The organism is Streptomyces sp. NBC_00122 (assembly GCF_045160845.1).
GTDB lineage: Bacteria > Actinomycetota > Actinomycetes > Streptomycetales > Streptomycetaceae > Streptomyces.
This window is the reverse complement of sequence record NZ_CP108191.1, coordinates 2,312,501-2,337,829: the sequence shown is the minus strand read 5'-3', so window position 1 is coordinate 2,337,829 and position 25,329 is coordinate 2,312,501. Positions and strand designations below refer to the sequence as shown.

The window sequence follows — 25,329 nt, the reverse complement described above, 5'->3', positions numbered from 1 at the left end:
CGCGCCTCCCCCAAGGCGCACGGTCAACGTCCGGCTACTGGTGCCAGGCCTCTGGTTCGGCCGGGGCACCGGATCGCTCACCCTATCCGTCAGGTTCGGATGCAAACCATGCTGGTGACAAATTCCACTCCCCTTATAACGGGGCGAACCACCCATCCCACTCGGTTCGGTCACCGGCTTTTGGGATTGCTTTACCGGCAGTCGGCGACTCCCGCCGTCGTTCCGGTAAAGGTGGGGACGGGTGCGGAGGGCGTGGCGGTTCCCTCGCGCCCCTCATTCGTTCCGCCCGTCCGCGCCGCGCTCGGCGCGGACTCCACCGGCGCGATCCCGCTCTCGGGCTTCGGCGGGGCGACCGTCACGGGCCTGTCCGTCCGCAACTGCTCGAACAATTGCGCCGCGTCGGGCTCCACCAGCTCGTCGCGGTTCGGATTCCCGGAGTACGGTCTGCGGGGAACGGTCAGGAACTTCACCTGGTCGGTCGGTATGTCCCGTGCGCCCCGTACGAGTTCGTACAGGCCGCGCAGGGAGGCCAGCCCCGGATCCGTGGTCACCGAGGAGGTCGCCGCGTCCAGCAGCGGATACAGCCGGGCCGGGTTCAGCAGCACCCCGTTGCTCTGCACCTTCTTGACGAGCGAGCCGAGGAACTGCTGCTGGCGCTCCATCCGTTCCGTGTCGCTGCCGTTGCCCAGGCTGTAGCGGGCGCGCACGAAGCCGAGCGCCTGCTCGCCCTGGAGGGTCTGCCGCCCGGCGGGCAGCCTCAGTTTGGCCTCGGAGTCGTTGACCGGCTGCTTGAGGCAGACCTCCACGCCGTCTATGGCGTCGACCATCTGCTTGAAGCCACCGAAGTCGATCACCATGTGGTGGTCGATCCGGATCCCGGTGAGCTTCTCGGCCGTACGGATCGTGCAGGCGGCCCCGCCCCACTGGAAGGCCCAGTTGAACTGGGCGAACTGTTCGCGGGTGCGCCTTCCGTCCGCCATCAGGCAGGCGGGGATGTCCGTCATCAGGTCCCGCGGTATCGACACGGCCGTCGCGCTCAGCCGGTCCGCCGGCAGGTGCAGCAGGATGGTGGTGTCCGAGCGCTGCCCGCTCTGGTCCTGCCCGTACCGGGCGTTGTCCTTGCCCGAGCGCGAGTCCGAGCCGATCAGCAGGATGTTCTGGGCGCCGCTCGCGAGGTGCGCCGGCCGGTCGCGCTCGTAGCGCCGCAGCTCGGCCTCCGCCGAAGCGTCCTCGGTGATGTTCCCGTCGAGCTTGCGGTAGAGCCACCACCCGGTGGCCGAGCCCGCCAGGACCACGGCGGTCGCCCCGACCCCGATCCAGCGCAACAGCCGGCGCCGACGGCTGCGCGGAGGCTTCGGGGAGCCCGCGGCCGTCTGCTTTCCGCCTGGTATGCCTGCGCTGTCCGTCACTGGCGTCTACCTCTCGCCGCTGCGACCGCGGGCCGTACGGGTGAGTGCGGCCACTGCCGATCCTGCCCCTGGGCTGTGGCAGCGGCCCGGGGGCAGGGGCGTGTCTAGAGCCATGCGGGTGACAAATCGCCCGTTTCCGCCGTTGGCCAGTCCGGGTGACGGGCGGGCCGACGGCGGGCCGAAGGCGGTCAGGCGGCGGTCAGGCGGGGATCAGACCGTGTGGGTGACGCGCTCGCTCTCGATCCGCTGCGCCAGCGCGTCCTTCGACAGCCGGTCCAGGTTCCGGCACAGCACCACGGATCCGCCCGACGCCAGTGCGGCGTAGAGCCCGGCCGAGAGGCCGTCCCACGTGTCGTAGCCGAGCCCGCTCAGCACCCGGGAGCCCTCCCCGAGGCCGAGCCTCGCCGCGTCCTCGCGGGCGCGGTCCGTCAGCTCCGCGTACGAGAGCTCCTGGCCGCCGACGACCAGCCCGGGCCCCTCGGGGTCCACCGGCGCGAACGGCGCGAACCGGTCGCCCTGCCCCGGCACCTCCACCGCGTAGTCCGCGAACCCGGCCGGCGGCTGCGGGAACCGCCCGCCCAGCGGCCGCAGCGCGAGCGCCACGCGCTCCCCGGAGCAGGCCCGGGCCTCCTCCAGCGAGTCCGGCCCGCTGACGACGAGGTCGGCACCGGCCGGGTCGCCGCCCACCTCGGCGACGACCCCGACCGAGGCGCAGGCGAGCAGCCAGGCGGCACTCTGCCAGTGCGCCGGCAGCATCAGCGCGAGCCGGTCACCGGGCCCGGCGCCCAGGTCGCCCTGGAGCAGATTCGCGGTCTTGGCCACCCAATTGGCGAAGGTGGCGACGGACAATTCCACGCGCTCGCCCGTGGCGTCGTCGTAGAAGGTGACGAGCGGGCGGCCCGGATCGGCGGCGAGCGCGGATCGCAGCAGGTCGGCAGGGGTGCGGTCAGTGGAGTTCACCCGGCCCAGGTTACGCGGGCGCGTCCTCCGTCCGGTGGCCCGTGACTGCGCCGTACGGGGGAGGGGTGTCGGCGTGTCACCAGACGGAGCGTCAGTTCCCGGATGGCGCCGGGCGCTGAGCGTACTCACCATCCTTTTCATGCGTGGATTCCTTGCTTCCTCGATCGGCGTCGTGACGGCTGCCGCACTGGCCCTCCCCGTCGCGCTCCCTACTCCGGCCCTGGCAGAGGCCTCCCCGGTCACCCCCGCCGGGACCACCCAGTCGCTGCCGCTCGTCCCGCTGGGACCCTCGGCGGACCGGACCCCCGGCGTTCCCGGCATGAGCGCCTCGCCCCGCCTCCCCGAGGCACAGGGCCTGGCCGCACGTGAGGTCAAGACGTTCTCGCTGGTCGGCGTCGTCTGGGACGACGTCGCCACCGAGCTCCACGGCCGGGTCCAGGTCCGTACCCGCTCGGCGAAGACCTCGGCCTGGTCCGGCTGGCAGGACGTCGAGACCCACAACAGCGAGCACGCGGCCGACCCCGACGCGGTGGAGAGAGGTTCCGGCCGGGTCCGCGGCGCCACCGCCCCGCTGTGGGTCGGCGAGTCCGACGGCGTGGAGGTCCGCGTCCAGGCGGAACCGGCGGCACCGTCCACCCGCGCTCCGTCCCGGCTGCCCACGGGCATGCGGATCGAGCTGGTCGACCCGGGCGCGGAGGCGCCCGGCGCGGGGCCGGACGGCAAGAACGGCGGCCCCGTGGGCGACGACAAGGGAGACGGCCTGACGATGGAGATGGCCGAGTCCTCCGCGGCGAACCTCCCGCACGCCGAGCTGGGCGCGAACGAGATCATCGCCCTCGACAAGGCCGACTCCACCGCCGACGCGATCTACGCGAGTGACGGTGAACTGAGCGAGGCGGCCGCCCCGTTCATCGGTCCGCGCCCGCGGATCGTCACGCGCAGGGGGTGGGGCGCGGACGAGAGCCTGCGAGAGCCCGGCTTCGTCTACACGAACACCGTGAAGGCGGCCTTCGTCCACCACAGCGCCTCGGGCAACAACTACGCCTGCAAGGACGCCCCGGCGGTGCTGCGCAGCCTGTACCGCTACCACGTACTCAGCAGCGGCTGGCGCGACTTCGGCTACAACTTCGCCGTCGACAAGTGCGGCACGGTGTACGAGGGCCGCGCGGGCGGAGTCTCCAGGCCGGTGCTCGGCGCGCACACCATGGGCTTCAACACCGACAGCATGGGCGTGGCGGTGCTGGGCACGTACACCTCCACGGCGCCCCCCACGGCGGCGGTCGACGCGATCGCCCGCCTCACGGCCTGGAAGCTCGGCCTCTTCGGCAGGGACCCGCGCGCGAAGACCACCCTGAGGTCGGGCGGCGGCAACCTCTACACCAAGGGCACGAACGTGAAGATGAACGTGATCTCGGGCCACCGGGACGGCTTCGCGACCGAATGCCCGGGCAAGAAGCTCTACGGCAAACTCCCGACGACCCGCACCTCATCGGCGAAGCTCCAGGGCCGCCCGTAGCCACCAGGGCTGCGGCCGGACTCGGGCCCGGGCCGCGGGTCCGGGCCCGGGTCCCTGTTTCCGGGGGCACCCAGCGGTGGCCGGGGGAGAAGGGGGCGGGGTGGGCCGGAGCCCCGCAGGGCTACGCTCGACGCATGGCCGGCCGCTTCGACCCCGTCGATCCCCTCACCCGCACCACCGTGCGCGGCGGCCGGACCGCCGTGCCCGCCGGGCAGGGGCGACCGGTCGGCGCGGGCGCCAAGGAACGCCGGTGGACCCCCGAGGGGCCGGTCGACCTCGGGCTCACCCTCGGCCCGCTCAGACGGGGCCCCGCCGACCCCACCTTCCGCACCACCCCCGACGGCTCGGTCTGGAGGGCGACCCGGACCCCCGACGGCCCCGCCACCCTGCGCCTGGCCGGGCGGCCCGGCCAGGAAGTGCACGCCGAGGCCTGGGGCCCCGGCGCCGACTGGATCCTCGAACAGCTGCCCGCGCTCCTCGGCGCCGGCGACGACCCCGCCGTCTTCGTCCCCCGCCACCGCCTCGTGCACGCCAGCCACCGCCGCCGCCCGGGTCTGCGCCTCACCCGTACCGGCCTGGTCCTGGAGTCCCTGATCCCCACCGTGCTGGAGCAGAAGATCACCGCCGACGAGGCCTACCGCGCCTGGCGCCGCCTCGTACGCCAGTACGGCGAGCCCGCCCCCGGTCCGCAGGACCTCGGCCTGCACGTCATGCCCACCGCCCGCACCTGGGCGATGATCCCGTCCTGGGACTGGCACAAGGCCGGGGTCGACGCCAAGCGCGCCGCGGCGATCGTCCGGGCCGCCCGCGTGGCGAACCGCCTGGAGGAGGCGGCCGCCATGGCCCTGCCCGAGGCCGCGCGACGGCTGGAGGCCGTTCCCGGCATCGGCCCGTGGACCTCCGCCGAGACCCTCCAGCGCAGCAACGGCGACCCCGACGCCGTCACGACCGGCGACCTCCACCTCCCCGGCATCATCGGCTACGCCCTCGCCGGGGACCGCGACGCCGACGACGCCGCCATGCTGGAGCTCCTCGCCCCGTACGCGGGCCAGCGCCACCGCGCCGCCCGCCTCATCCTCCTCGCCGGTCACACGCCGCCCCGCCGCATGCCCCGCATGCCCCGGACGGACATCGGAAGGCTCTGACAGCTCCGTCAGCTCCGTCAGCGCTGACCGATCCGGCTACCGCACCTCGATGAAGTCCGCGGCGGACCGCGAGGGCCGCTCCCGTGGCGGCTGGGCCGCGTGACCCACGGCCACCGCCCCCATCGGGTCCCAGTCCTCCGGCAGCCCCAGCACCTCCCGGACCACGTCCCGGCAGAACATCGTCGAGGACACCCACGCCGAGCCCAGCCGCTCCCCGGCCAGCGCCACCAGGAAGTTCTGCACGCCCGCGCCCATCGCGACCACGAACATCTCGCGCTCCGCCGCGTCCCGGCGGGCGTGCCCGTAGTCGTGCGAGCCGTCCGTCACCATGCACGGCACCACCAGGTACGGCGCGCCGCGCAGCACCTCACCCCGCCGCACCCGCTTGGCGATGGACTCCTCGGACTTGCCGTCCGACCGCAGGTCCGCGATCCACGCGTCCCGCATCGCGTCCAGCAGCCGCACCCGCGAGGCCTCGGACTCCAGCAGCACGAACCGCCACGGCGTCGTGTGGTGCGGGGCGGGCGCCGTCACGGCCGCCGCCACCGCCCGCCGTACGGCGCCCGGGTCCACCGGCTCGGCCGTGAAGGCCCGTACGGTACGGCGCTGCGTCACGGCCTCCCGTACCGCCTCCGAGGTGCCCAGCCGGAACATGTCGTCGGCCGGGGTGCGCACCAGGTCGCGCGCCGCGGAGCCCTCGCCGAGTACGTGGGCCAGCCCGCGGACGACGGCCACCGGCAGCCCGGCCGCCTTGCCCTTGACCAGGTCGCCGGCGGCGGCCAGCTCGTCCGCGGTCGCCACGACCGTCGCGCTCAGGGCGTTTCCGTGCGCGTCCGTGCCTCCCCGCAGGTCGTCCAGGACCCGCACTCCGGCCGAGCCGATCGCCACGTCCGTGAGCCCGTTGCGCCAGGGCCGCCCGAAGGTGTCGGTGACGACCACGCCCACGTCCACGGAGAGGACGTCGCGCACCCCCGCGCGGATCGCGGCGGCCGAGGCATCCGGGTCCTCGGGCAGCAGCAGCACCGTGCCGGGGGCGGTGTTGGAGGCGTCGACCCCGGCGGCCGCCATCACCAGGCCCTGCCGGTTCTCGACGATCCGCAGGGGACCCCGGCGCGCGACCACGCGTACGGTCTCCGCGTCTATGGCGTCCTCGCGCGAGTCCGCCGCCACGATCCGGCCCTCGGCCTTGGAGACGATCTTCGAGGTGACCAGCAGGACGTCCCCGTCCCGCAGGTCGGGCGCGGCCACCGTGATCAGTTTCGCCAGGTCGTCGCCCGGCCTGACCTCGGGTATGCCCTCGACGGCCCGTACCTCGTAGGAGGGAACGGGCGCGGCGGAGGCGTGCGCGTCGGTCACCGCGAGGCCTCCGCCAGTTCCAGCGCCGCCCGGGCCATCTCCGCGGTGGCCTCCAGGTCGGTCATCATCAGCGGCACCGCGCGGCAGGAGATCCCGGCGGCCTCGACCTCGGCGACGGCGTCCGCGTCGGCCGTGTCCACCAGCCAGCCGTCGAGCAGCCCGGTCCCGTAGTGGCGGGCGACCGCGGCGGCCGTGGCCTCCACGCCGACCGCGGCCAGCACCTTGTCCGCCATTCCGCGCACCGGCGCGCCCCCGACGATGGGGGAGAGGCCCACGACGGGCGCCCCGGCGGCGGCCACGGCCTCCCGGATGCCGGGCACGGCGAGGATCGTCCCCACCGAGACCACCGGATTCGACGGCGGGAAGATGATCACGTCGGCGGCTGCGACGGCCTCCAGCACGCCCGGCGCGGGCTTGGCCTGCTCGGCTCCGACGGGGACGACGGCCTCCGCGTCCACGGCGGCGCGCAGCCGGACCCAGTACTCCTGGAAGTGGACGACCCGCCGTTCGCCGGTGGCGGGATCGGTGATCGCGACGTGGGTCTCGACCCGGTCGTCGGACATGGGCAGCAGCCGTACCCCGGGCTGCCAGCGGTCGCACAGGGCCTCGGTGACGGCGCTCAGCGGGTAGCCCGCGCCGAGCATCTGCGTACGGACGATGTGGGTGGCGAAGTCGCGGTCGCCGAGGCCGAACCAGGTGGGCCCGACCCCGTACGCCGCGAGTTCCTCCTTGACGGTGAAGGACTCGTCGGTACGGCCCCAGCCCTGGTCCTCGTTGATGCCACCGCCGAGGGTGTACATCACCGTGTCCAGATCGGGGCACACCTTGAGCCCGAACAGGTGAATGTCGTCACCGGTGTTGCCGATGACCGTGATGTCCGCGTCGGGGACTGCGACCTTGAGGCCGCGGAGGAACCGGGCGCCGCCTATACCGCCGGCCAGAACAACAATGCGCATGCGCCGAAGTCTGTCAGGCCGCAGGGCCGCGGTCAGGCGGGGACCGACTCCTGGCGCGCCGGGGAGCAGCTGTGCATCGGCATCTCGGTCAGGCCGGGGAAGTAGACGTGCAGGCTGACGGCGCCTTCGAGGGTGTCGTTGACGACCTCGTGGGCGTAGCCGGGGGCGAAGACCCGCTGGGAGCCGGCGCCGAGGGCGAGCCGTCCGCGGGTGTGGTGTTCGGTGAGCTCGCCTTCGAGGACGGTCAGGACGCCGGAGGAGGCGCCGTGGTCGTGCGGGCCGCTGCCCTGGCCGGGGACCCAGCTGAGCAGCCACACCTCGTAGCCGGGGCCGGTGCGCAGCCGGTGGTACCAGCGGGTGGTGGCGTCGTACTGGACGAGGTGCTCCCAGGAGGCGCGGTCCTCGGCGATGGAGCGGGCGAGGCCGACGAACTCGGCGACGGTGGCCGGGTGCTCGCGGGCGGGCTGGAGGAGGTGCTGGACGGCGAGGATGTCGCCGGCGATCTGGAGGTCGCTCTCGGCGTACGTGGGGGTGCTGGCGCTGTTCATCGTGGGGATACCTCGACGGATGTCAGTGGTGCTGGCGGTTGCTGCGGGGGCGGGCTGGAGCCGGTACGGAGTCGGAGCTCCGGAGGCATCAACAGCTGCAACAGCAACAGCGAACCTGGGCAGCGCACAGGAACCCACGAATGGGGGTCCGGGTGGTGGCTGCGGTCGCTGACATGAGAGCAAGGAGAGCGGGTCGGGGGTCGGACTGTCAACCCAATGTCCGGTTTGGCGGAAAAGTTTCACCTCATCCGGTTGCTGTGCACGGAGAAAGGTTTGTGCAGTCGGCGTCCGGGGATGTGGCGCTGCAACCGAGTTCAAACCACACCCGCAGCTTCGTGACCGGAATGTGATCTGCGCCGCTTCTTTGGCTGGATCGCAACCCTGCCCCGGGGTGGCGCGTGGATTACGGGTAAAGGCGGGCATCATGTGACGCCCGTTGCATGTGTCACGATTTTTGGCGATATGAACACTTTCTGCATAGGCTTGGTTCCGCAGAGTGAATAAGGGGCCCAATAGCAGATCTCGGCTTGACTGCTCCGGAGCCACGCACTTGTAATTTCACTCGTGTCGTTACGTAGCAATCAGTGACGACGCCACCACGGGGACGCATAGACAGAGCGAGGGGCGCACATGACCGAGCTGTTTCAGGAACTGCTGGTCGAGGAGGCGGACGAGGAGCTCGGCTGGCAGGAGCGCGCTCTGTGCGCCCAGACCGACCCCGAGTCCTTCTTTCCCGAGAAGGGCGGCTCCACCCGCGAGGCCAAGAAGGTCTGCCTCGCCTGCGAGGTCCGCTCCGAATGCCTTGAGTACGCCCTCGCCAACGACGAGCGATTCGGCATCTGGGGCGGCCTGTCCGAGCGCGAGCGCCGCCGGCTGAAAAAGGCAGCGGTCTGATACGCCCGGGACGCTTCCCAACAGGTACCTTCCGCACCTATCGCACATCCCACGACATATCGAACTGCCCGGCCCGCAACGTACCGAGCAGAGCAAACGGTCCGCCTCCTGCACCTTCCCCGCAGGAGGCGGACCGTCGCTTTTCCAGCCGTTAGTGTGGCGCTGTCCAGCAGCCTCCGAGGGCACACCACCCCCGGACCCTCCCCCCGGACTCCGTCCGGGAGGACCCCCAGGCCGGAGGGCCAGTAGCGCGATGTCCCCGCACAGCCAGTCGACGGCCTCTTACCAGGCCCCCGCCACACCCGAGTTCCCCCGGCACGTCGTCACCGCGGTCCTCGTCGCCCACGACGGCGCCCGCTGGCTGCCCCGGACACTCGCCGGCCTCCTCGGCCAGGAACGCCCCGCGCAGAACCACGTCGCCGCCGACACCGGCAGCGCCGACGACTCCGCGCGGCTGCTCACCGAGGCGTTCGGCGACGACCGCGTCCTGCACCTCGCCCGCCGCACCGGATTCGGCACCGCCGTCGACGAATCCGCCCGCAACGCGGGCACCCTGACCCCCGAGGACCTCCCGTACCTCAAGCGCCCCAGCGGCTGGGACCCCGTCAGCCGCACCTGGCGCGACGACGCGTACGACCTGCCCGACCTCCCCCACGGCGAACCCGTCCAGTGGCTCTGGCTCCTGCACGACGACAGCGCGCCCGAGCCCGACGCCCTCACCGAGCTGCTCCGCGTCGCCGAGGAGAACCCCGACGCCGCCGTCATCGGCCCCAAGCTGCGCGGCTGGTACGACAAGAAGCAGCTCCTCGAAGCCGGCGTCACCATCGCCCGCAGCGGCCGCCGCTGGACCGGACTCGACCGCCGCGAACAGGACCAGGGCCAGCACGACCAGGTCCGCCCCGTCCTGTCCGTCTCCACGGCGGGCATGCTGGTGCGCCGCGACGTCTACGACGAGCTCGGCGGCTTCGACAGACGCCTGCCCCTGATGCGCGACGACGTCGACCTCTGCTGGCGCGCCCAGAGCGCCGGCCACACCGTCCTCGTCGCCCCCGACGCCGTCATGCGCCACGCCGAGGCCTCCGCCCGCGAACGCCGCACCGTCGACTGCGCGGGCCGTACGAGCGCGAGCCCGCACCGCGTCGACAAGGCCGGCGCCGTCTACACGATGCTCGCCAACAGCTCCGGCCGCGCCCTGCCCTACGTCCTGCTGCGCGTCCTGCTCGGCACCGTGCTGCGCACCCTCGCCTACCTCATCGGCAAGGCCCCCGGCCAGGCCGTCGACGAGTTCACCGGCCTCCTGGCAACCCTGCTCCGCCCGGGCCGGATCCTCGCCGCCCGCAAGCGCCGCCGCCGACCCGTCGTCCCCGCCGCGGACCTGCGCCCGCTCTTCCCCCCGCCGGGCGCCTCCCTGCGGGCCAACGCCGAACAGCTCGCCGGCTACTTCGCCGACGGCCGCGACTCCGAGGCCGCCCCCGCCGGCCGGCACGGCGGCGGCAGCATCCTCAACGCGCCCGGCGAGGACGACTTCCGGGACACCGAGCGGTTCGCGCGCCTCAAGCGGATCGCCCGCAACCCCGCGCCCGTCCTCTTCGGCCTCCTCCTGCTCGTCTCCCTCGCAGCCTGCCGCTCCCTCATCGGCGGCGGCTCCCTCATGGGCGGCGCCCTGCTCCCCGCCCCCGACGGCGGCTTCGATCTCTGGCGTGCCTACACCGACGGCTGGCAGCCCGTCTCCACCGGCTCCACCGCCGCCGCACCCCCGTACATCGCCGTCCTCGGCGCCCTCGCCACCCTGCTCTTCGGCTCCACCCAGGCCGCCCTGACCCTGCTGCTCGTCGGCTCGGTCCCGCTCGCCGGACTCACCGCGTACTTCGCCTCCCGGCCGCTCGTCGCCTCCCGGCTGCTGCGCGCCTGGGCCGCCGTCGCCTACGCCTTCCTCCCCGCCGTCACCGGAGCCCTCGCCGGCGGCCGCCTCGGCACCGCCGTGCTCGCCGTCCTGCTCCCGCTGATCGCCCGCTCCGCCGTCGCCGCCTTCGCCCTCGGCGCAGCCGACGGGGAGCGGACGAGCTGGCGCGCGGTGTGGACGTACACCCTCCTGCTGACCGTGGCCACCGCCTTCACCCCCGTCGTGTGGCCGCTCGCCGCCGCCCTCGGGGCCGCCGCGCTGGTCATGCGCCGAGCGCAGTGGAAGACGTACGGACCGCGGCTGATCGCCGGCCTCGCCGTCCCCGTCCTCGTGCTCGCCCCCTGGTCGCTGGGCCTGTTCACACACCCCGGCAGCCTGCTGCACGAAGCCGGACTGCCCTACGGAGCCGGCTCCGCCTCCGCCCTGGACCTGCTCGGTACCAGCCCCGGCGGCCCCGGCACCACCGGCGGCGTGCTGCTGCTCGGCATCGTCCTCGCCGCCCTGGGCGCCCTGCTGCGGACCGACCGGCGGTTCGCCGTCCGCGCCGCCTGGGCCACCGCCCTCGCAGGGCTGCTCCTCGCCGTCCTCCTCAACCGGACCGCCTGGGCCGGACCCGCCACCCTCGTCTACGGGCTCGCCCTGCTGGTGGCCGCCGCGCTCGGCGCGGACGGCGCCAGGGAGCGGGTCGCCGCCCGCAACTTCGGCTGGCGCCAGCCGCTGGCCGCGCTCATCGCCCTCACCGCCGCCGCCGGACCGCTCCTCACCGCGGCCGGCTGGCTCATCGCCGGAGCCGACGGCCCGCTCCAGCGCCGCGACCCGGTGCAGGTGCCCGCCTTCGTCGCCGAGGCGGGCGGTGACGACAACCAGACCCGCACCCTGATCCTCGCCGTGGACCAGCCCGCCACCGTCTCCTACAGCCTCGTCCGCGGCTCCGGCGGCCGCCTCGGCGACGCCGAGACCGCCGCCCGCACCGGCAGCGACCCCCGCCTCGACAAGGTCGTCTCCAACCTCGTCGCCGGCTCCGGCGCCGACCAGTCCAGCCAGCTCAGCGCCTACGCCATCCGCTTCGTCATGTTCCGCCCCGGCGGACCCGAGGACATCCGCCGCGTCCTCGACGCCACCCCGGGGCTCAGCCGGCGCCACCAGCAGGACGGCACCGCGCTCTGGGGCGTCGAGCCCTGGCTGCCGCGCGCCGTCATCGTCTCCGGCAAGCAGGGCGAGGCCCCGATCCCGGTCGCCGCCGGTCCCGTCGAGGCCCACGGCAAGATCCCGGCCGGTGAGGCGGGCCGCGTGCTGCGCATCGCCGACCGCGCCGACTCCGGCTGGCGGGCCACCCTCGACGGCAAGCCCCTCAAGCCGAAGACCCTCGACGGCTGGGCACAGGGCTTCGAACTGCCCGCCGACGCCGGCCGCCTCGACCTCGTCCACGAGCACTCCCTCGTGCGCACCGTCTGGCACTGGGCGCAGGGCGTCCTCGCCCTGGTCCTGCTCGTCATGGCCCTGCCCGGCCGCCGCGAACGGCTCGACGACGACCTGCCCGAGGAAGAGGCCGTGATCCCCGCCCAGCCCGGCCCGGGCGAGGCCGGCGAGGGCCGCCGCGCCCGCCGCCTGCGCGAACAGGCCGCGCCCGCCCCCGTACCGGTCGAGGCCGCCGTGGCCGCCGACCCGTACGCGGACATCCCGGCGCAGCCGGTGTACGGCGAAGAGGCGTACGGGCAGGACGCGTACGCCTACCAGCCCCACCCGGACCAGGGCGGCTACGCCTACGAGCCGCAGGCGCAGCCGTACGGTCAGGCGCCGGGGTACGAGCAGTACCCGTTCCCGCAGCAACAGCAGCCGGTCCAGGACCCGGACCAGCAGCAGTACCCCTACCCGTACGACACCTACGGACAGTACGACCCGCGTCCGGACGGGAGCCCCCAGCAGTGAAGCAGCGCGCACCCCTGACGCTCGCGGCCGTGACCGCGGCGCTGGCCGCCCTCACCGCCGTCGCCGCCCTCACGGCCCCCGCCGCCGAGGGCACCGCGGCCGACGGCAAGGCCGCGGCCGCCGCCCGGATGCCGGTGGAGCGGTCCCTGCTGGTCTGCCCGGCGCCGAGCTCCTCGGACATCGCGGACACCACGTACACGGCGTTCACCCCCGGCTCGGCCGGATCCGCCGAGGGCAAGGGCTCGGCCCGGCTGCTCGGCGCCACCAAGGACGCCAAGCCGGTGCTGGAGCCCAAGGAGGCGGGCAAGCCCTTCGGGGCCACCGCCTCCGGCGCCGACGCCCCCGCGCTCACCGGCAGCGCCGACGGGATCCTCGCCCCCGGCTGGACCGCGCAGCTGACCACCAAGGTCTCCGTCGGCCGGGCCCGGGGCGTCCTCGGCGCCGGCTGCACCGCTCCCGGCACCGACTTCTGGTTCCCCGCGGTGAGCACCGCCAAGGGACGCGAGGACTACGTACACCTCACCAACCCCGACGACGCCGCCGCCGTCGTCGACATCAAGCTCTTCGGCCCGGACGGCGTGGCCAAGCCCGACGCGGGCACCAGCGAGAACATCCGCATCGACCCCAAGTCCAGCAAGTCCGTCCTGCTCTCCTCCCTGATCCCGGGGGCGCAGCTCGCGGACGCCACCGCCCACGTGACGACCCGGGCAGGCCGGGTCGGCGCCTCCGTGCAGGTCGGCGAGGAAGGCGTGGGCGCCGACTGGCTGCCCGCCGCCACCGACCCGGCGGGCTCCCTCGTCCTGCCGGGCATCCCGGCCGACGCCGCCTCCGTCAGGCTGGTCGCCTTCGTACCCGGCGAGGACGACGCGGACGTGAAGATCCGGCTGGCCGGGCCCGGCGGCACCATCACCCCGGCGGGCAACGAACAACTGCACGTCAAGGCCGGTATGACGGCGAGCGTGGACCTCAAGGACGTGACCCGCGGCGAGCCGGGCTCACTGCTGCTGACGCCGGTGGACGCCAAGAAGGCCGCCCCGCTGGTCGCGGCGGTACGGGTGGTGCGCGGCTCCGGCGCGAAGCAGGATCTGGGCTTCGTCCCGGCCTCCGGGCCGGTGGGCACGCGGGCGACCGTGGCCGACAACCGGCCCGAGGAGAACGCGACCGTCCTGTCGCTGACGGCGGTGGGCGACAAGGACGCGAAGGTCAAGGTGACGGCCTCGCCGGGCACCGGCGGCGGGGAGGCGTCCTCCCAGGAGGTGACCGTCAAGGCGGGCACCACCCAGACGGTGGCCGTGGCCCCGGCAGGCGCCAAAGGCTCCTACGCCCTCACCGTCGAAACCCTCTCCGGCGGCCCGGTCCACGCGGCCCGCACCCTGTCCCTCCCGCACGAGGGCATCGCGATGTTCACCGTCCAGACCCTGTCGGACGACCACTCCACGGTCTCGGTCCCCCGAGCGACGCAGGACCTGTCGGTCCTGACCCGCTGACCCCTGACCCGCTGACCGCCCGGCCCCGCGCTACGACAGGACCCGGCAGGACCCAAGCGGCCTCGGGGACGTGCCCTACTTCCCCGAGGCCGCTCAGTCCTGGCCGTAGCGCGGGTCCACGGTCTCCGGCGAGAGTCCCAGCAGCTCCGCCACCTGCTCCACCACGATCTCGTGGACCAGCAGCGCCTTCTCGTCCCGCGTCTTGGTGCGGATCTCCACCGGCCGGCGGAAGACCACGATCCGGGCCGGCCGGCCCTGGCGGGACTCCGCGACCGCGCCCAGCGGCACCGCCTCGTCATTCCAGCCGCCGTCCGCGCCACCCGACGGCCCCGGCACGTCACCGACCAGGAACTCCACCTCGGCCAGCTGCGGCCAGCGCCGCTCCAGCCGCTCCACGGAGTCCCGTACGAGGTCCCCGAACAGCTCCGACCGGCTCGCCGACAGCGGCACCTGCGGCGGCGCCACCGGCCCGCGCATCCCGCGCCCGTGCCGGTCCCGCCGGCGCGGCCGAGGCTCGGCGGGGGGCTCTGCGGGACGGGAAGTCAGAGGGCTGTCGGTCACCCCCGCAGGGTATCTCCCGGTACGACACGGGGGAGTGAGCGGCGGGAGAGTCGTCGCGGCCCGGTCAAGAGTGCGGTACCGTCCAACGTCGTGAGCCTTGTACGTCGTTGTTCGCGCACCGCGTGCGGCCGCCCTGCCGTCGCGACACTGACGTACGTCTACGCCGATTCGACCGCAGTTCTCGGCCCGCTCGCCACCTACGCCGAACCCCACTGCTACGACCTGTGCGCCGAGCACTCCGAGCGCCTGACCGCCCCGCGCGGCTGGGAAGTCGTCCGCCTGTCCGACGGCTCCGCGCCGTCGCGCCCCAGCGGCGACGACCTCGAAGCCCTCGCCAACGCCGTACGCGAGGCGGCTCGCCCGCCCGAGCGCGCCGCCGAGGCCTGGGGATCCGCCCGGAAGGACTCCGGGGGAGGTCCCGGCCAAAGGGGCCCGGCCACGGGCGAGACCCGCCGCGGACACCTGCGCGTCCTTCGTTCGCCCGATTCCTGACACTCCGATCGCCTGAAGAGCAGCGCAGTGGGCAGGGTAGGTTTGCCAAACCGCACAGGACCTTCAGGAGGGCAGGCAGTGGCCGCAGATCTTTCGAACATCGTCAAGGCATACGACGTACGGGGCGTCGTACCGGACGAGTGGGACGAGTCCCTGGCCGAGCTGTTCGGTGCCGCGTTCGTCGAGGTCACCGGCGCCACGGCGATCGTGATCGGCCACGACATGCGCCCCTCCTCCCCGGGCCTGTCCGCCGCCTTCGCCCGCGGCGCCGCCGCCCGCGGTGTCGACGTGACCCTCATCGGGCTGTGCTCCACCGACCAGCTCTACTACGCCTCCGGTTCCCTGAACCTGCCCGGCGCGATGTTCACGGCCTCGCACAACCCGGCCAAGTACAACGGCATCAAGCTGTGCCGCGCGGGCGCCGCCCCGGTCGGCCAGGACACCGGCCTCTCCCAGATCCGCGAACTGGTCGAGAAGTGGTCCGACGAGGGCGCGCCCGCCGTCGCGGCCGGCACCGTCCCCGGCACGATCACCGAGCAGGACACCCTCACCGGCTACGCCGCACACCTCAAGGGCCTGGTCGACCTCACCGCCGTCCGCCCCCTCAAGGTCGTCGTCGACGCGGGCAACGGCATGGGCGGCCACACCGTCCCGACCGTCTTCGAGGGCCTCCCGCTGGACCTCGTACCGATGTACTTCGAGCTGGACGGGACCTTCCCCAACCACGAGGCCAACCCCCTCGACCCGAAGAACGTCGTCGACCTGCAGGCCCGCGTCCTCGGCGAGGGCGCCGACCTCGGCATCGCCTTCGACGGCGACGCCGACCGCTGCTTCATCGTCGACGAGCGCGGCCAGGGCGTCTCCCCGTCCGCGATCACCGCCCTCGTCGCGGCCCGCGAGCTCGCCCGCAACGGCGGCACCGGCACCGTGATCCACAACCTGATCACCTCGTGGTCCGTCCCCGAGGTCGTCCGGGAGAACGGCGGCACCCCCGTCCGCACCCGCGTCGGCCACTCCTTCATCAAGGAGGAGATGGCCAAGACCGGCGCCATCTTCGGCGGCGAGCACTCCGCGCACTACTACTTCAAGGACTTCTGGAACGCGGACACCGGCATGCTCGCCGCGCTCCACGTCCTCGCGGCCCTCGGCGGCCAGGACGGCCCGCTGTCCGAGCTGGTCTCCTCCTACGACCGCTACGCCGGCTCGGGCGAGATCAACTCGACCGTCGCGGACCAGGCCGCCCGCCTCGCCGCCGTCAAGGAGGCCTACGGCAGCCGCGACGGGGTCACCCTCGACGAGCTGGACGGCCTGACCGCCACCGGCGCCGACTGGTGGTTCAACGTCCGCGCCTCCAACACCGAGCCGCTCCTGCGCCTCAACGTCGAGGCCCGCGACACGGCCACCCTCGCCAAGGTCCGCGACGAGGTCCTGTCCCTCATCCGGGCCTGACGGGACCGGACCGCGCTCCGCGCGAATCCGGCCCTGCCCGGCGCCGAGGCCATCCGGCCCCCCCGGGGACACCCCCCGGGGCAGGGATCCGGGATCGCGCCCCGCGGAGCCCGGGCCGCGGCGCCACACCCGCCCTCGCGGCACCTCCGGACGGCACAACACCGCACCGGAGGTGACTCGGCGGTACGCTGACCACGCCCAATCCGCATGTTCGAAGGGAAACGCGCCCCATGCCGCTCGAAGCCGGTCTTCTGGAGATCCTCGCCTGCCCCGCCTGCCACTCGCCCCTCGAGGACAAGTCGGCCGACGAGACGGCACCCGAGCTGATCTGCACCGGCCAGGACTGCGGCCTCGCCTACCCGGTCCGGGACGGCATCCCCGTGCTCCTCGTGGACGAGGCCCGCCGCCCCGCCTAGGCCGCGCCGCTCCCCTCCGCACCACGAGACGCGCAGACTGGTTCCGTCACACAACAGCCGGAGGCCACCATGCTCGACGAGTCGCTCCTCGACGCACCGGACGATCTCGCCCGCGCCGACCGACGGGGCCTGCTCCGTGGCGCCGCCGAAGCCGGGGCCAGGGTCCGCACCGCGGCCCGGCACGCGGCCGAGGCGGGCCTGGGCGACCTTCATCCGGACGGCCGCCCACGCTCCGTTCTGATCGCCGGGCCCGGCACGGCCGCCACCGGCGTCGCCGACCTGCTCGGCGCCCTCGCCGGAGCCTCCGCGCCCGTCACCCGGCTGGACCCCACCGGCGTCGCACACGCCGCCGGAGCCCTGCGCTGGGCCCTGCCCGGCTGGGCCGGCCCCGTCGACCTGCTGCTCATCGCCACCACCGACGGCACCGAGCCCGGGCTCGGCGTCCTCGCCGAGCAGGCGTACCGGCGCGGCTGCAGCGTCGTCGCCGTCGCCCCCGAGCGCTCACCGCTGAGCGAGGCGGTGGACGGCGCGCACGGACTCCTCGTACCGATGGCCAAGGCCCCGTACCAGGAGTACGACGAGTCCGCCGCGGCCGGACCCGGCGCCCTGTGGGCCCTGCTGACGCCGCTGCTGGTGCTCCTCGACAAGGTCGGCCTGATCTCCGCCGCCCCCGACACCCTCCAGCTCGTCGCCGACCGGCTCGACCGCACCGCCGAGCGCTGCGGGCCCGCCATCGCCACCTACTCCAACCCGGCCAAGACCCTCGCGGCCGAGCTGGCCGACTCCCTCCCCCTCATCTGGAGCGAGGGCGCCGGAGCCGGACCGGCGGGACGGCGCTTCGCCGCCACCCTCGCCGAGCTCGCGGGCCGTCCCGCCCTGTCCGCGGCGCTCCCCGAGGCGCTCCCCGCCCACGGCGTCCTGCTCGCCGGCTCCTTCGCCGCCGGCGCCGACCCCGAAGACTTCTTCCGTGACCGCGTCGAAGAGCCCCAGGCCCTGCGCGCCCGCGTCGTCCTGCTGCGTGACCGGCCGGCCGGCGGCCTCACCGCCGCCCCCGCCGCACGCGAGCTCGCCCTCAGCCACGACACGGCCGTCAGCGAACTCGAACCGGAGGAGGGCGTGGAGCTGGAACAGCTCGCCGAACTCCTCGCCGTCACGGATTTCGCCACCGCCTACCTGGCGTTGGCTTCCGCGGGTCACAGCTGAGGTACGTCCGTACCCGGCTCTATCCAGGAAGACGACGATGGACCGCCTGACGAACACGATCCGCCCCTACGCCTGGGGGTCGACCACCGCCATCCCCACGCTCCTCGGCGTGGAACCCACCGGTGAGCCCCAGGCCGAGATGTGGATGGGAGCCCACCCGGGCGCCCCCTCCCGCGTCGACCGCGGCGCCGGAGAGACGGCTCTGTCGGAGGTCATCGCCGCCGACCCCGAGGGCGAGCTGGGCGCCGCCGTCGTCGCCAAGTTCGGTCCCCGGCTGCCCTTCCTCCTCAAGATCCTCGCCGCGGGCGCCCCCCTCTCCCTCCAGGTCCACCCCGACCTCGCCCAGGCCAGGGCCGGCTTCGAGGACGAGGAGCGCCGCGGGATCCCGATGGACGCGGGCCACCGCAACTACAAGGACCCCAACCACAAGCCCGAGATGCTCTGCGCGCTCACCCCGTTCGACGGACTGTGCGGCTTCCGGCCGCCGCAGCAGTCCGCCGATCTGCTCGAAGGCCTCGGGGTCGACTCGCTCAAGCCGTACGCCGACCTGCTGCGGGCCCACCCCGAGGACGCCGCGCTGCGCGAGATGCTCACCGCCGTCCTGACCGCGGACCGCGAGGAGATGGCCCACACCGTCACCGAGGTCGCGGCCGCCGCCGAGCGCCTGGGCGGCCCGTACGCCCCGTACGCCACCCTGGCCCACGAGTTCCCCGGCGACCCGGGCGTCATCGCGGCCATGCTGCTCAACTACTTCCGACTCCAGCCGGGCGAGGCGGTGTTCCTCGGCGCGGGCATCCCGCACGCCTACATCCAGGGCCTCGGCGTCGAGTTGCTGGCCAACTCCGACAACGTGCTGCGCGCGGGACTCACCCCCAAACACGTGGACGTGCCGGAGCTGATGAAGATCGTCAAGCTGGAATCGGGCGACCCGCACCTGCTGCGCCCGGAGGACGAGGGCGAGGAGGTCTACGAGACCCCCATCGACGAATTCCGGCTCTCCCGCTTCCTCCTGGCGCCCGGTGCGGCCTCCCGCGTGCTCCCCGGGGACACCCCGCAGATCCTGCTCTGCACGGCGGGTTCACCGCGGGTCGGCGAACTGGCCCTGGCCCCCGGCGAGTCGGTCTTCGTACCGGTGGGCGAAAAGGCCGAACTGTCCGGAACGGGTACCGTCTTCCGGGCCACCGTGCTGGTCTGACGTAGCGTCCCCGGTGCCAGCTGCAACAATGTGCGGCCGGTAGTCAGCGGCTAGGAAGGACACCCTGCACCCATGAGCGCGTCGGGCGGTACCAAGGCGATCGTGGCGGCACTCGCCGCCAACCTCGCCATCGCTGTGGCCAAATTCGTGGCATTCGTCTTCAGCGGCTCCTCGTCGATGCTCGCGGAAAGCGTCCACTCGCTGGCCGACTCCGGAAACCAGGCGCTGCTGCTCCTGGGCGGAAAGAAGGCCCAGCGCGAGGCGACGCCGCAGCACCCCTTCGGGTACGGGCGCGAGCGCTACATCTACGCCTTCCTCGTCTCCATCGTGCTCTTCACCGTCGGTGGCATGTTCGCCATCTACGAGGGCATCGAGAAGATCCAGCACCCGCACCCCATCGAGGACTGGTACTGGCCGATCGGCGTGCTCGTCTTCGCGATCATCGCCGAGTCCTTCTCCTTCCGCACCGCGATCAAGGAGTCGAACGAGCTCCGCGGCCGCCAGACCTGGACCCAGTTCATCCGGCGGGCCAAGGCCCCCGAGCTGCCCGTCGTCCTCCTGGAGGACTTCGGGGCCCTGGTCGGCCTGGTCCTGGCCTTCGGCGGCGTCGGCCTCGCCCTGCTCACCGAGAACGGCGTCTGGGACGGCATCGGCACCCTGTGCATCGGCACCCTGCTGATCGTCATCGCGATCATCCTGGCCGCCGAGACCAAGTCCCTGCTGCTCGGTGAGGCCGCGGGCACCGAAGAGATCGAGAAGATCAAGACCGCGCTCGTCGACGGGGTCACCGTCACCCGCCTGATCCACATGCGCACCCTGCACCTGGGCCCGGAGGAGCTGCTGGTCGCGGCCAAGATCGCGGTCGAGCACGACGAGACCGCGACCCAGGTGGCGCACGCGATCGACGCCGCCGAGGCGCGCATTCGGGAGGCCGTCCCGATCGCCCGCGTGATCTACCTGGAGCCGGACATCTACCGTCCGGACGCCGCCAAGTAACCCACGGACAACCGAAGGCCCCCCGCGAGCAGCAGCCCGCGGGGGCCTTCGTACATTCCCCCTCGGCCGACTGGGGCGCGCCGCGTTGATCGGTGTAGATTCGTCATCAGTGTCAGGCGTCGCTGCTGATGGCGGTCGGGCGGTCTCGCGACCGGCCGAGGGGAGAGAGGGCCCCCGACGGACTGTGCTCGGTGCGCCGCCCGCTGCTCAGGCACGGCAGGCGCACGGCTCAGCCGTACCCACCCTCTCGAACCATGAGGAGCAGCACCCATGGACTTCAAGGTCGCAGACCTTTCCCTTGCCGCGTTCGGCCGCAAGGAGATCACGCTGGCCGAGCACGAGATGCCGGGCCTGATGTCGATCCGCGCCGAGTACGCGGCCGCCCAGCCGCTGGCCGGGGCGCGCATCACCGGCTCGCTGCACATGACCGTGCAGACGGCCGTGCTCATCGAGACCCTCGTCGCCCTCGGCGCCGACGTCCGCTGGGCCTCCTGCAACATCTTCTCCACCCAGGACCACGCGGCCGCCGCCATCGCGGTGGGTCCGAACGGCACCCCGGAGAACCCGCAGGGCGTCCCCGTCTTCGCCTGGAAGGGCGAGACGCTGGAGGAGTACTGGTGGTGCACGGAGCAGGCGCTGACCTGGCCGAACACCCCCACCGGCGGCCCGAACATGATCCTCGACGACGGTGGTGACGCCACCCTGCTGGTCCACAAGGGCGTCGAGTTCGAGAAGGCCGGCGCGGCCCCGGACCCGTCCACGGCGGACTCCGAGGAGTACGCGCACATCCTCACCCTGCTGAACCGCACCCTCGGCGAAGCCCCGCAGAAGTGGACGCAGCTCGCGTCCGAGATCCGCGGCGTGACCGAGGAGACCACCACCGGTGTCCACCGCCTCTACGAGATGATGGACGAGGGCACGCTGCTCTTCCCGGCGATCAACGTGAACGACGCCGTCACCAAGTCGAAGTTCGACAACAAGTACGGCTGCCGCCACTCGCTGATCGACGGCATCAACCGCGCCACCGACGTCCTCATCGGCGGCAAGGTCGCGGTCGTCTGCGGCTACGGCGACGTCGGCAAGGGCTGCGCGGAGTCGCTGCGCGGCCAGGGCGCGCGTGTCATCGTCACCGAGATCGACCCGATCTGCGCGCTGCAGGCGGCGATGGACGGCTACCAGGTCGCGACGCTGGACGACGTGGTGGAGACGGCGGACATCTTCATCACGACCACGGGCAACAAGGACATCATCATGGCCTCGGACATGGTCAAGATGAAGCACCAGGCGATCGTGGGCAACATCGGCCACTTCGACAACGAGATCGACATGGCCGGTCTGGCCAAGGTCGAGGGCATCGTGAAGGACGAGGTCAAGCCGCAGGTCCACACGTGGAAGTTCCCCGACGGCAAGGTCCTGATCGTGCTGTCCGAGGGCCGTCTGCTGAACCTGGGCAACGCGACCGGTCACCCGTCCTTCGTGATGTCGAACTCCTTCGCGGACCAGACGCTGGCCCAGATCGAGCTCTTCACCAAGCCGGCCGAGTACCCGACCGACGTCTACGTGCTCCCCAAGCACCTCGACGAGAAGGTCGCCCGCCTCCACCTCGACGCCCTCGGCGTCAGGCTCACCACCCTGCGCCAGGAGCAGGCCGACTACATCGGCGTCCCCGTCGAGGGCCCGTACAAGCCGGACCACTACCGCTACTGATCTCCCGCGGATCCGCAGCACCTCAGGCAGGCCCCCGGCACCTCCGCCGGGGGCCTGCCCCGTACCCAAGGATCGTCATGCCACGCGGCCGCTACTCCCTCCACGACCCGCACGACCACACCCCTCTCGGCGAGGAGCACTTCCACTGCGCCCCCGGCCCCTCCGGCTGGCGCTACGTCTCCCAGCTGACGGCCCCCAACGGCGACCACCGGGGCTCCGTCGACCTGGCCGTCGACGAACTGGGCCGGCCCATCCGCCTCGAAGTGAACGCCTCCAGCTGGCAGGTCCGCGGAGCCGCCATCGACGGCGTCACCTGGGTCCGTACCGACCCCACCGGCGCAGAGGCCACCGAGGGCAACGTCCAGGCCCCCGGCTTCACGGGCACCTCACCGGCCTTCCTGATCGCGACGGCCCGCCTGCTGCGCCTGACCCCGGGCGCCCCCGCCACGCGCGTACGTCTCCTCGCCCTCACCGACCCGGTCCTGGCCCCGCGTACGGTCGACCAGGCCTGGGCCCTGCTGCGCCGCGAGGAGCACCCCACCGACAGCGGCCCGCTCCTGGTGGACGAGTACCAGGTCAGCGCCCTGGACACCGGCGAGGTCCATACCGTCCACATCGCCGGCGACGTGGTCCTGTCCGCCCCGGGCATCGAGCTGGAGCACCTGGAGACCCCGCCCTCGACCTTCGAGCAGTAACCCTCAGGCGGGCGGCGCGAACCCGCCGGCGCGCGGCGGCGCCGAGGGCGCGGCGGGTACGACGGGCGGAGCCGTCAGGGGGGCGGGGGTGGCCACAGGGGTCGTCACAGGGACGGGCACCGCGGCGGGAACTGCGCCGGGCATCGCGGCAGGCACAGGCCCGGAAACGTGCGGGGGCACCGGGGCGAAAGCCCGCGCCGCGTCCCGCGACTGCCGCTCGTGCACCACGGCCATCAGGAACGCGGCCGCCGGGATCCCGGCCGGCGGCGGCGCCCCCGTACGGGACACCAGGTCGTCCGCGAGCCGCGCCGCCATCGCCGCACCCACCTGCGGATCCAGCTGGTTCATCCGCGTCAGGTACTGGCGGATCGCCAGCCACAGCCCGTCCGGCACCGCCGACAGATCCAGTCCGGAGAACCGCCCGGCCAGCCAGGGCGGCGGCGGAGGCACCGGCATCACCCGCGTCCCCGGCACCCGCTCCCGGATCACCAGGGTCCCCGCGAAGACGTCCCCGAGCCGCCGGCCGCGCGCCGACACCAGCGAAGCGATGCACGCCACCGCGCCGAAGGTCATGATCAGCTCGACGACCCCCATGGCCCCGCGCACCAGCGCGTGACGGAACCGGATCGGCCCGCCGTCGTCCCGCACCACCCGCAGCCCGCACGCGAGCTTGCCCAGGGACCGTCCGTGGCTGAGCGTCTCCACCGCGATCGGTACGCCGACCAGCAGCAGCACGAAACCGGCCACGCCTACGGCCGCCTGCGCGGCGTCGTCCAGCGAGGCGGTCGCGACGGTCAGGCCGACCGAGAGGATCAGGTACCCGGCGATGTACACGGCCAGGTCGAGGACGATCGCCAGCGCCCGGCTCGGCACCCTCGCCGGCCTCAACCCCAGGACGACCGCGTCCCCCGTCACCAGATCGCTCACCACATCACCTTTCACGTGACCTGCCCCGCCCCATCGTCATTCAGTCTGCCAAGCTGACCACACGAGGAACAGGCAGAAGCAGGGGCACTGGGGCAGGGGAGCGGCAACCGGATGGATCTCGACGTCTTCGTGACGGCACACCGCGCGGAATGGGACCGCCTGGAGCAGCTCCTGGGCCGCGGCCGCAAGCTCACCGGCGCCGAGGCCGACGAACTCGTCGCCCTCTACCAGCGCACCTCCACCCACCTGTCCCTCGTCCAGTCCAGCGCCCCGGACCCGATGCTCACCGGCCGACTGACCCAGCTGGTCGCGCGGGCCCGTGCCACGGTGACGGGCACCCGCCGCGCCGGCTGGCGCGACGCGGTCCTCTTCTTCACCGTGGGCTTCCCGGCAGCGGTCTACCGCAGCCGCCGCTGGTGGATACCGACCGCGCTGATCTCCACGGCGCTCGGCGTGCTCATCGGCTGGTGGATCGCCACGCACCCCGAGGTCCAGGGCGCCATCGCGGCCCCCGAAGACCTCCAGGCCCTCACGAAGCCGGGCGGCGAGTACGAGACGTACTACTCCAGCCACCCGGCGAGCTCCTTCGCCGCGAAGGTGTGGACGAACAATGCCCAGGCGGCGGCGATCTGCCTGGTGCTGGGTGCGTTCCTGGGGATCCCGGTGCTCTGGATCCTCTTCCTGAACATGGCCAACCTCGGCGTCGGGCTCGGCCTGATGGCCTCCGCCGGCCGACTCGACGTCTTCCTCGGCCTGATCCTCCCCCACGGCCTGCTCGAACTGACGGCGGTCTTCGTCGCCGCGGGCACGGGCCTGCGCCTGGGCTGGACGGTCATCGACCCGGGCCCCCGCACCCGCCGCGCCGCCCTCGCCGAACAGGGCCGCGCCGCCCTCGGCATGGCCATCGGCCTCGCCGTGGTCCTGTTCGTCTCGGGCCTGATCGAAGGCTTCGTGACCCCGTCGGGCCTGCCCACCTGGGCTCGCGTCACCATTGGCGTCGTGGCCGAGGCCGCCTTCCTGCTCTACGTCTACATCCTGGGCGGCAGGGCCTCCCGCGCCGGTGAGACGGGCGACGTGGAGGCCGCCGACCGCACGGCGACGCTCCCGACGGCGGCCTGATGTGCGCCGGACCCCACTGAGCTGCTAGTCTCCACAGGTCCCGGAACGGGTGTTGACACATCCGCGACGGGGAGGTAGATTTGAACGGTTGCCTGGGCTGGACAGGTCCGGCAGCGACGGTTTATAATCTCTCTCGCTCCTGCTGAGGAATCAAGGAATTGAATTCCGGTGGGACGCAGTCGACTCCTCATTCAGGAATCCGAAGCCGGTAAATCCGGTGGAGAACTTCTGATAGAGTCGGAATCGCCGGAAAGGGAAAGCGCGAAAGCGTAGAACCTGGAAAGCGCCGAGGAAGTCGGACACGAAAGAGTCTGATAGAGTCGGAAACGCAAGAACACAGAACGAAAGCCCGGAGGAAAGCCCGAGAGGGTGAGTACAAAGGAAGCGTCCGTTCCTTGAGAACTCAACAGCGTGCCAAAAATCAACGCCAGAAGTTGATACCCCGTCCACTTCGGTGGATGAGGTT

General features: G+C 72.8%; 21 protein-coding genes. 14 read left to right on the top strand and 7 right to left on the bottom strand.

Annotation, left to right across the window (positions count from 1 at the left end; translation table 11 throughout):
• Nucleotides 1–191: 191 nt before the first annotated feature.
• Nucleotides 192–1,409: an LCP family protein gene (locus tag OG737_RS10985; protein ID WP_328926015.1), complete on the bottom strand. Its 1,218-nt coding sequence runs from the start codon at nucleotides 1,407–1,409 to the stop codon at nucleotides 192–194.
• A gap of 210 nt (nucleotides 1,410–1,619) precedes the next feature.
• The gene (locus OG737_RS10980) at nucleotides 1,620–2,369 is read right to left on the bottom strand and encodes a TIGR03089 family protein (RefSeq protein ID WP_328926014.1); all 750 of its coding nucleotides are present in this window, start codon (nucleotides 2,367–2,369) and stop codon (nucleotides 1,620–1,622) included.
• 139 nt (nucleotides 2,370–2,508) lie between these two features.
• Here OG737_RS10980 and OG737_RS10975 point away from each other — a divergent pair, with 139 nt between their 5' ends.
• Together OG737_RS10975 and OG737_RS10970 are read left to right on the top strand one after the other, a co-directional pair.
• The gene (locus OG737_RS10975; RefSeq protein ID WP_405679845.1) at nucleotides 2,509–3,885 is read left to right on the top strand and encodes a peptidoglycan recognition protein; all 1,377 of its coding nucleotides are present in this window, start codon (nucleotides 2,509–2,511) and stop codon (nucleotides 3,883–3,885) included.
• A gap of 134 nt (nucleotides 3,886–4,019) precedes the next feature.
• Nucleotides 4,020–5,030, top strand: a complete 1,011-nt coding sequence (locus OG737_RS10970) for a DNA-3-methyladenine glycosylase 2 family protein (protein ID WP_328926012.1) — start codon at nucleotides 4,020–4,022, stop codon at nucleotides 5,028–5,030.
• A 36-nt stretch (nucleotides 5,031–5,066) separates the two neighbouring features.
• Here the strand turns inward: OG737_RS10970 and OG737_RS10965 are convergent, their stop codons facing one another.
• Genes OG737_RS10965 through OG737_RS10955 form a run of 3 tightly spaced genes read right to left on the bottom strand, consistent with a single transcriptional unit; the run spans nucleotide 5,067 to nucleotide 7,890 of the window.
• A complete protein-coding gene (locus OG737_RS10965; RefSeq protein ID WP_405921476.1) occupies nucleotides 5,067–6,386 on the bottom strand; it encodes a coenzyme F420-0:L-glutamate ligase in 1,320 nt (439 codons plus the stop codon).
• Entirely contained in the window at nucleotides 6,383–7,342 is a 960-nt protein-coding gene (gene cofD, locus OG737_RS10960) for a 2-phospho-L-lactate transferase (protein WP_328926010.1), read from the bottom strand. Before cofD ends, OG737_RS10965 begins: the two co-directional genes overlap by 4 nt.
• Nucleotides 7,343–7,374: 32 nt before the next feature.
• Nucleotides 7,375–7,890 (bottom strand): cysteine dioxygenase family protein, encoded by a 516-nt coding sequence (locus OG737_RS10955; protein WP_328926009.1) that lies wholly within the window; start codon nucleotides 7,888–7,890, stop codon nucleotides 7,375–7,377.
• 630 nt (nucleotides 7,891–8,520) lie between these two features.
• Here OG737_RS10955 and OG737_RS10950 point away from each other — a divergent pair.
• From OG737_RS10950 to OG737_RS10940, 3 genes are all read left to right on the top strand, one after another.
• On the top strand, nucleotides 8,521–8,784 hold the full coding sequence (locus tag OG737_RS10950; RefSeq protein ID WP_003983763.1) for a WhiB family transcriptional regulator: 264 nt from the start codon (nucleotides 8,521–8,523) through the stop codon (nucleotides 8,782–8,784).
• A 253-nt stretch (nucleotides 8,785–9,037) separates the two neighbouring features.
• On the top strand, nucleotides 9,038–12,616 hold the full coding sequence (locus OG737_RS10945; protein ID WP_405921475.1) for a glycosyltransferase family 2 protein: 3,579 nt from the start codon (nucleotides 9,038–9,040) through the stop codon (nucleotides 12,614–12,616).
• Nucleotides 12,613–14,103, top strand: coding sequence for a DUF5719 family protein (locus OG737_RS10940; protein WP_328926007.1), 1,491 nt, complete (start codon nucleotides 12,613–12,615; stop codon nucleotides 14,101–14,103). Before OG737_RS10945 ends, OG737_RS10940 begins: the two co-directional genes overlap by 4 nt.
• A 93-nt stretch (nucleotides 14,104–14,196) precedes the next feature.
• On the opposite strand, the gene OG737_RS10935 is transcribed toward OG737_RS10940, so the two are convergent.
• A complete protein-coding gene (locus tag OG737_RS10935) occupies nucleotides 14,197–14,664 on the bottom strand; it encodes a metallopeptidase family protein (protein ID WP_405679848.1) in 468 nt (155 codons plus the stop codon).
• Between the two features lie 90 nt (nucleotides 14,665–14,754).
• Here OG737_RS10935 and OG737_RS10930 point away from each other — a divergent pair, with 90 nt between their 5' ends.
• The 8 genes from OG737_RS10930 to OG737_RS10895 all read left to right on the top strand — a co-directional run bounded on the left by OG737_RS10930 (nucleotide 14,755) and on the right by OG737_RS10895 (nucleotide 22,817).
• Nucleotides 14,755–15,156, top strand: coding sequence for a DUF3499 domain-containing protein (locus tag OG737_RS10930; protein ID WP_405921474.1), 402 nt, complete (start codon nucleotides 14,755–14,757; stop codon nucleotides 15,154–15,156).
• Nucleotides 15,157–15,234: 78 nt separating this feature from the next.
• The gene (locus OG737_RS10925) at nucleotides 15,235–16,605 is read left to right on the top strand and encodes a phosphomannomutase/phosphoglucomutase (RefSeq protein ID WP_405679850.1); all 1,371 of its coding nucleotides are present in this window, start codon (nucleotides 15,235–15,237) and stop codon (nucleotides 16,603–16,605) included.
• 230 nt (nucleotides 16,606–16,835) lie between these two features.
• Nucleotides 16,836–17,021 carry a Trm112 family protein gene (locus tag OG737_RS10920; RefSeq protein WP_037797711.1) on the top strand — a complete coding sequence of 62 codons (186 nt, stop codon included), beginning with the start codon at nucleotides 16,836–16,838 and terminating at the stop codon, nucleotides 17,019–17,021.
• A gap of 69 nt (nucleotides 17,022–17,090) precedes the next feature.
• On the top strand, nucleotides 17,091–18,224 hold the full coding sequence (locus OG737_RS10915; RefSeq protein WP_405921473.1) for an SIS domain-containing protein: 1,134 nt from the start codon (nucleotides 17,091–17,093) through the stop codon (nucleotides 18,222–18,224).
• A 37-nt stretch (nucleotides 18,225–18,261) separates the two neighbouring features.
• Complete coding sequence (gene manA, locus OG737_RS10910) at nucleotides 18,262–19,419, top strand: mannose-6-phosphate isomerase, class I (RefSeq protein WP_328926003.1); 1,158 nt, start codon at nucleotides 18,262–18,264, stop codon at nucleotides 19,417–19,419.
• A gap of 72 nt (nucleotides 19,420–19,491) precedes the next feature.
• Nucleotides 19,492–20,415, top strand: a complete 924-nt coding sequence (locus OG737_RS10905; RefSeq protein WP_328926002.1) for a cation diffusion facilitator family transporter — start codon at nucleotides 19,492–19,494, stop codon at nucleotides 20,413–20,415.
• Between the two features lie 270 nt (nucleotides 20,416–20,685).
• Nucleotides 20,686–22,122, top strand: coding sequence for an adenosylhomocysteinase (ahcY, locus tag OG737_RS10900; protein WP_328926001.1), 1,437 nt, complete (start codon nucleotides 20,686–20,688; stop codon nucleotides 22,120–22,122).
• 77 nt (nucleotides 22,123–22,199) lie between these two features.
• On the top strand, nucleotides 22,200–22,817 hold the full coding sequence (locus tag OG737_RS10895; protein WP_328926000.1) for a hypothetical protein: 618 nt from the start codon (nucleotides 22,200–22,202) through the stop codon (nucleotides 22,815–22,817).
• A 3-nt stretch (nucleotides 22,818–22,820) separates the two neighbouring features.
• On the opposite strand, the gene OG737_RS10890 is transcribed toward OG737_RS10895, so the two are convergent.
• Nucleotides 22,821–23,744, bottom strand: coding sequence for an RDD family protein (locus tag OG737_RS10890; protein WP_405679851.1), 924 nt, complete (start codon nucleotides 23,742–23,744; stop codon nucleotides 22,821–22,823).
• Between the two features lie 111 nt (nucleotides 23,745–23,855).
• On the opposite strand from OG737_RS10890, the gene OG737_RS10885 reads away from it, so the two are divergent.
• Nucleotides 23,856–24,863 carry a stage II sporulation protein M gene (locus OG737_RS10885; RefSeq protein ID WP_328925998.1) on the top strand — a complete coding sequence of 336 codons (1,008 nt, stop codon included), beginning with the start codon at nucleotides 23,856–23,858 and terminating at the stop codon, nucleotides 24,861–24,863.
• The last annotated feature ends 466 nt before the right edge of the window (nucleotides 24,864–25,329 follow it).